The organism is Candidatus Brocadia sapporoensis, assembly GCF_001753675.2.
GTDB lineage: Bacteria > Planctomycetota > Brocadiia > Brocadiales > Brocadiaceae > Brocadia > Brocadia sapporoensis.
In genome coordinates this window covers 1-6,124 of record NZ_MJUW02000048.1, presented here as the reverse complement: position 1 = coordinate 6,124, position 6,124 = coordinate 1, and the positions used below count along the sequence as shown (strand labels likewise).

General features: G+C 44.1%; 4 protein-coding genes. 1 reads left to right on the top strand and 3 read right to left on the bottom strand.

Annotated elements, in window-relative coordinates; all coding sequences use genetic code 11:
- The 3 genes from glmU to nth all read right to left on the bottom strand — a co-directional run.
- On the bottom strand, positions 1 to 1,078 hold a 1,078-nt coding region (glmU, locus tag BIY37_RS04320; protein ID WP_070066607.1), incomplete at its 3' end, for a bifunctional sugar-1-phosphate nucleotidylyltransferase/acetyltransferase.
- Between the two features lie 231 nt (positions 1,079 to 1,309).
- Positions 1,310 to 2,662, bottom strand: a complete 1,353-nt coding sequence (gene glmM / locus BIY37_RS04315; protein ID WP_070066606.1) for a phosphoglucosamine mutase — start codon at positions 2,660 to 2,662, stop codon at positions 1,310 to 1,312.
- A 190-nt stretch (positions 2,663 to 2,852) separates the two neighbouring features.
- Positions 2,853 to 3,491: an endonuclease III gene (gene nth / locus BIY37_RS04310; protein WP_070066605.1), complete on the bottom strand. Its 639-nt coding sequence runs from the start codon at positions 3,489 to 3,491 to the stop codon at positions 2,853 to 2,855.
- A gap of 774 nt (positions 3,492 to 4,265) precedes the next feature.
- On the opposite strand from nth, the gene BIY37_RS04305 reads away from it, so the two are divergent.
- Positions 4,266 to 5,894, top strand: a complete 1,629-nt coding sequence (locus BIY37_RS04305) for a sigma-54-dependent Fis family transcriptional regulator (RefSeq protein WP_143299164.1) — start codon at positions 4,266 to 4,268, stop codon at positions 5,892 to 5,894.
- The last annotated feature ends 230 nt before the right edge of the window (positions 5,895 to 6,124 follow it).

The following is a 6,124-nucleotide window of genomic DNA, read 5'->3' as shown; positions in this document are numbered from 1 at the left end:
CGATTATGGCTCCAAACTTCCGCCTGCCGGTATCAATCAATTCGCCTTTCACTTCAGATTTCACATTTTTATTGTCATGCCTTAAATTAGCCGTTATCGTGCCAGCGCCCAGATTGCTATTTTCTCCAACCACGCTGTCTCCAACATAAGAAAGATGAGGAACTTTTGCCTTATCCATAATGATACTATTTTTTATCTCAACCGCCTGTCCGATATGGCAATTGTTTCCGATAGAGGTATTTCCTCTTAAAAAACAGTTAGGTCCTATGGTGCAGTTTTCGCCAATAACAATATTTCCGTCTATATACGTTCCCGATAAAATTACCGTCCCTTTGCCTACGTGTATCTTCCCTTTTACGGTAACGTTCTTCTCTATTTTTCCCTTTATTTCATTTTTTATTTCAGAGACTAAAACGTTATTTACCTGAATCAAATCCCACGGATACCCTACAGACAACCAATGCCCTTTTACCTCTTCACAGACAACTTTTTCGTCTGCAACAAGTTCGTTGATGTAGTCAATGATTTCATATTCTCCCCGTGGACTTTTTTTCAGCTTAAATTTGAACACATTTTTATCAAAGACATATAATCCCGTATTCGCTATGTCTGACACGTATGTTTGGGGTTTTTCTACGACCTTTCTGACCTCTTTCCCCGACAGGACGAAAACACCGAATCTGCTTGGATCCTCTACCTTGCATCCTAAAACAGCGTATTTACGCTTTAAACATGCTTGTATATCCTTCCTGGAAAAGATATCGTCACCGCCTAAAACGACAAATTTGTTTTTAATCAGATTTTCAACACATTTCAAGGCATGTCCTGTACCTAACTGTGTTTTTTGTTCTACATACTGAATGCTTAACTTCCCGTATTTAGGGCCTATCTCGTTTATGATCATCTCCTTTTTAAACCCTACAATTACAATCACCTCGCTCACCAAACCCTGCAATGCATCCAGATTATGCTTGAGTATCTCCTTATTCATTACCTTCAGTAATGGTTTTGGCTTCGTTAATGTCAGAGGCCATGTCCTTGTGCTTTTTCCCGCAGCCAAAATAATTGCTTGTGTCATAATTTACTATAGAGGAATTTCAAACTCCCCCCATAATCCCCCCGTTTACTGGGGGAAACAGGGGGGGAAAGTTGCCGATGTCCTAATTTAATGTACAGGAATTTCAAACTTCTCTGCTACTGCCTTACACACCCCCAACCCCCTCTCAAGAGGGGACTTCTTTAGTCCCCTCCTGGGAGGGGATTCAGGGGTGGGTTTAACCTTATAATAAAAAGTTGCCAATGTCCTAATTTAACCACCTATCTCTTTTTTTATACCGTGTGCAATCTCATGCGCCATTTTTTGGATTTCTTTTTTCTGCTCGCCTTCAATCATGACCCTGCACAAATTCTCTGTCCCTGAATATCTGACGAGCACCCTTCCTTTTTCCCCCAGTTTTTCCTCTGCCTTCCTGATATCCTTCTTTACTTCCAGGGTGTCGATATCCCTTTTCTCTTTTACTTTAACGTTCACGAGTACCTGGGGCAAGGATTCCATGCATGCCGCTAAATTACTTAATTTTTCTCCTTTCTCCTTCATAGTTCTCAGCAATTGTAAGGCAGAGATTATTCCGTCGCCGGTAGTTGTATGATTTGAGAATATGATATGCCCGGACTGTTCCCCGCCCAAAACATATCCTTTCTTTCTCATCTCATCAATGACGTATCGGTCTCCCACCTTTGCCTTAACAACACGGATATTCTTTTTATCCATAGCGATATCAAACCCTTTATTCGTCATGATCGTGGTAACAACGCAATTTTTCTTCAACAGGTTTTTCTCTTTCAGGTGAATTGCGCATATTGCGATAATATGGTCACCGTCGACGTTATTTCCCTTTTCATCACAAACGATAACCCTGTCTGCATCGCCGTCCAATGCTATTCCAATATCCGCCTTCTCTTTTTTCACCACGTCCATCATTATTTCAGGATGCAGCGCCCCGCAATTCAGGTTTATGTTCAGTCCGTCTGGCTTATCGTTGAGCACCACGACTTCTGCGCCTAGCTCTCTCAATATATGCGGAGCAGTGTCGTATGCGGCGCCGTTGGCGCAATCCAGGACAACTTTTAGCCCCTGCAAACTCAGGCCTTTTACAGATGCCTTCGCAAATTCAATATACCTTCCTTTTGCATCGCCAACGCTGCATGCAGTTCCTATAAAACCTCCTGTTATGTGTTCTGTTTTTATTTCTTCCGTCAGGATATATTTTTCGATTTCTTCCTCACCCTCGTCGGACAACTTATAGCCGTCGCCACCGAAGATCTTTATTCCGTTATCTGCGGCAGGATTATGGGATGCGCTGATTACCATACCTGCATCGGCATTCAACGATTTTGTTATATGGGCGATTGCAGGCGTTGGCATATAGCCAACCAGGAGAACATCCGCTCCTGCAGATAAAATCCCGGATGTCAATGCATTTTCTATCATACAGCCACTCAGTCTGGTATCCCTGCCGATGACGACTTTAGGCCTCTTCTTTTCAGATTTTTCCTTAACGATATGAGCCGTTGCCTTCCCTATGCTTACAACGAGTTCTGGCGTCATGGGGAATCTGTTTGCAGTACCTCGTATGCCATCTGTTCCAAACAATTTTTCCATAGTAATTTATATAGTTAAAAATACTTATGTTCTCTATTTACGTGAAGGATATTAAAGCAAAAATACGGAGGATTGCAATCTATTTTATGGTGCGATACTCTGATGACACCGTGGTGAAGAAGACCAAATCATGTGTTTGTGGAAAATCCGTGACAATGCGGATGCTTACAGGAAAACGATTAAGCAGTTCCTAGGCAGGAAAGATTTTATCTGGTGAGTTACAGAGTTTTTCCACGACACATACGTTGCAGTGCGGCTTTCTGGCAACACAGGTATGTCGGCCATGCGTACCCAGGACAAGGCATGACCGTGTCCATTTTTCCCGGGGAATGATTTTGCAAAGTTCCTGTTCGACTTTATCGGGATCGTTGGCCTTCGCCAGTTCCAGACGGTGGGAGACACGGAAGACATGGGTATCAACAGCCATAGCGGGTTTCCCAAAAACGTTGCCCATAAGCACGCTGGCCGTCTTTCTGCCCACCCCTGGCAGGGTCACGAGGTCTTCCATCGTGTCGGGCACCCTGCCTCCAAATCTTTCAACCAGTTCTTTACCACAGGCAATGATATTTCTTGCCTTGTTTTTGTAAAAACCGGTAGAGTGGATTTCCTGCTCAAAGACGTCTTGTCCCGCAGTGGCGTAATCCTTTGCTGATTTGTATTTTTTAAAGAGCACCTCAGTTACCTTGTTGACCCGTTCATCCGTGCACTGTGCGGCAAGGATGGTGGCAAAGAGTAATTCCAAAGGATTTTTATACTGTAAGACAAGCGCTGCATCCGGATACGCCTTTTCAAGGAGTGACAGTAATTTTTTTACACGTTCTTCCGGCATTTTATAACTCCAAATAGATAGTTTTTAGGAAATCATGCAGTATCAGGAATATAATCGGTTTTTCTACTTTACTAAAATCGGGAGTTACGCTCATCCTTATCGATTATTGTGTTGTCTAACGGCTGGTGTTAGCCACAAGTGATCGGGACGGATGCAGCTCAAGAGCAAAAAAACGAAGTCCGAAAAATATTCACTCACCTCACAGAATCCTGCCTGTCGGCATGCATGCTTTGTTGACACGAATTAAGGTGCTTCAATTCCTGATGACTTCATTGTGAAGGTTGTCTTTTCTTAATTCCTGCCAGTAATTCATCAAGTGCCAGGCGCTGAGACTGAGGTCACAATAACTTCATCTTTTATGGTGCGTTTTTTACGGAAAAATTATTTTCCATTGAACGTGACAGTAAAGGCTTTTAACATCCAAAAAACAAAGCTGTTACTCCATTTCTGAATTTTATGAGCATAAAGCTCTTCGTATCAGCTTCCATATCAAAAATACATCGTTTTGTTCAATCCTGCAAGCACTTTTTACCATGGAGGAGGGTGTACGAACATCAAATGATTCAGCTGCGATTGATCAAAAAACAGTACTGTGCTAATTATTTCTGCATTTCTTTTTATATATCATAACTTTTTCCCAGCACATTAGTATTTCGAAAAACGCGACATCTCAGATGTTTTATAATTCGGTTCTGGTTCCGAAGCCTTCACCAAGATTATTAAAATTCCGGAATGTCGTTGAAACCAGCCCGCTCATTATTTACACTTAAACCGATGAACATTGAATTCTTTCAATCCATCGCTTTATCAGTAGCCAATGAACGCTCTGTGAGTGTTGTTTTTGGTAATATCGTGAATGGGTTGGCTGATAGTCCGGATGTTGTTCTTGCCAGGATTTGGCTTATAGAGCCGGGTGATTTATGCCGTGTCTGTCCCTGGTTGAAAAATTGTCCCGATCAAATGAGATGTCTGCATCTGGTGGCAAGTAACGGACAGTCTCTTCATCGCAAACAGCGATATACCGGGCTGAAAGGTCATTATAAACGCTTTCCCCTTTACACGACTGAATCGTATGACAATACTGCTACCGGGAAAATTGGCTATATTGGTGGAACTGGCAAGGCTATTCTACGAAACGATATCATTGAGAATCCTAACTGGCTGCTGGATCCGGATTGGGCAAAACGGGAAAAAATAGCTAGTTTCGCCGGACAACCACTTGTCTTTCGGGGTGAAACACTTGGTGTGCTGGCGCTTTTCAGCAGAAAGGTCCTGGAGCAAGCGCACCTGGTGATGCTTCGGACTTTTGCCTACAACGCCGCGTCTGCGATTGCCAATGCCAGGGCATTTGAGGAAATCGAACAATTACGCCACCGTCTAGAACTGGAGAATGAATATCTCCGCGACAAAGTGCGGGACGTGGCTGCCTTTGGAAACATCGTGGGACGGAGTCCCGCGTTGGAAAAAATTCTCCGACAAATAGAGATGGTAGCGCCCACCGACGCTACCGTGCTTATTCATGGAGAGTCGGGGACGGGAAAAGAACTCATCGCTCTGGCGATTCATCAGAGAAGCAAGCGAAAAAATCAACCCCTCATTAAGGTCAACTGTGCATCCATCCCCCGGGAGCTCTTTGAGAGTGAGTTTTTTGGACATGTAAAGGGCGCATTCACGGGGGCGCTGAGGGATAGGACCGGCAGGTTTCAGCTTGCAGACGGGGGAACACTCTTTCTTGACGAGGTGGGAGATATACCCCTGGAATTGCAAAGCAAATTACTGCGCGTGCTTCAGGAAGGCGAGTTCGAAAGGATTGGCGAGGAGAAGACCCGGCGGGTAAACGTGCGGGTAATTGCAGCAACCAACCGGGACTTGAAAAAGGAGATGGAGGCAAAACGGTTCCGGCATGACCTGTACTTTCGGCTAAGCGCCTTTCCCCTGGAAATTGTTCCCCTCAGAGAAAGGAGGGAAGACATTCCTCTCTTAGCGAAAGAATTTGTAAAGCAGATATGCCAGAGCATGGGGCTGAAGGAATTGCCGCTAAAGGAAAAGCATATTCTTCAACTTCAGAACTATGATTGGCCTGGAAATATTCGGGAACTGCGAAATGTGATTGAGCGCGCAGTGATTGTGTCGAGAAACAACGAGTTAAGATTAGATGTACCGGTAAATTCTATGGAAAAGGCCTTATCGCTCATGTCCTCTTCCGCCAAAAGCATTGAACGGTCCGGTGGAATTCTCACCTATGAGGATTTGCGAAAGCTGGAAAAAGAAAATATTCTGAATGCGCTCTGCCAATCAAATTGGAAGGTGTCAGGCCATGGCGGGGCAGCGGAACTTCTGGGCGTTAAACCTACCACCCTGGCGTCTCAAATAAAGGCCTTTGGGATTAAGAAACGGCCATAGTCCGTATTTTTCATATAAACAAAAAGAAGCTGCGCGAACTTCGCGCAGCTTCTTTTAACGGATAACTAAAAATAAAACAACAACTTATTTGTGTGGTGATAATCTCTGAGACCTTGCTGCAGGATCATGTCCCGATTCATGGTGTTCAAGTGTATGCACACCGGTCTCCCAGCCGAGTTCCTTTAACTTCCTGTTGATGTACTCAACTTCCTCAGCAGGAGCATGGTGTG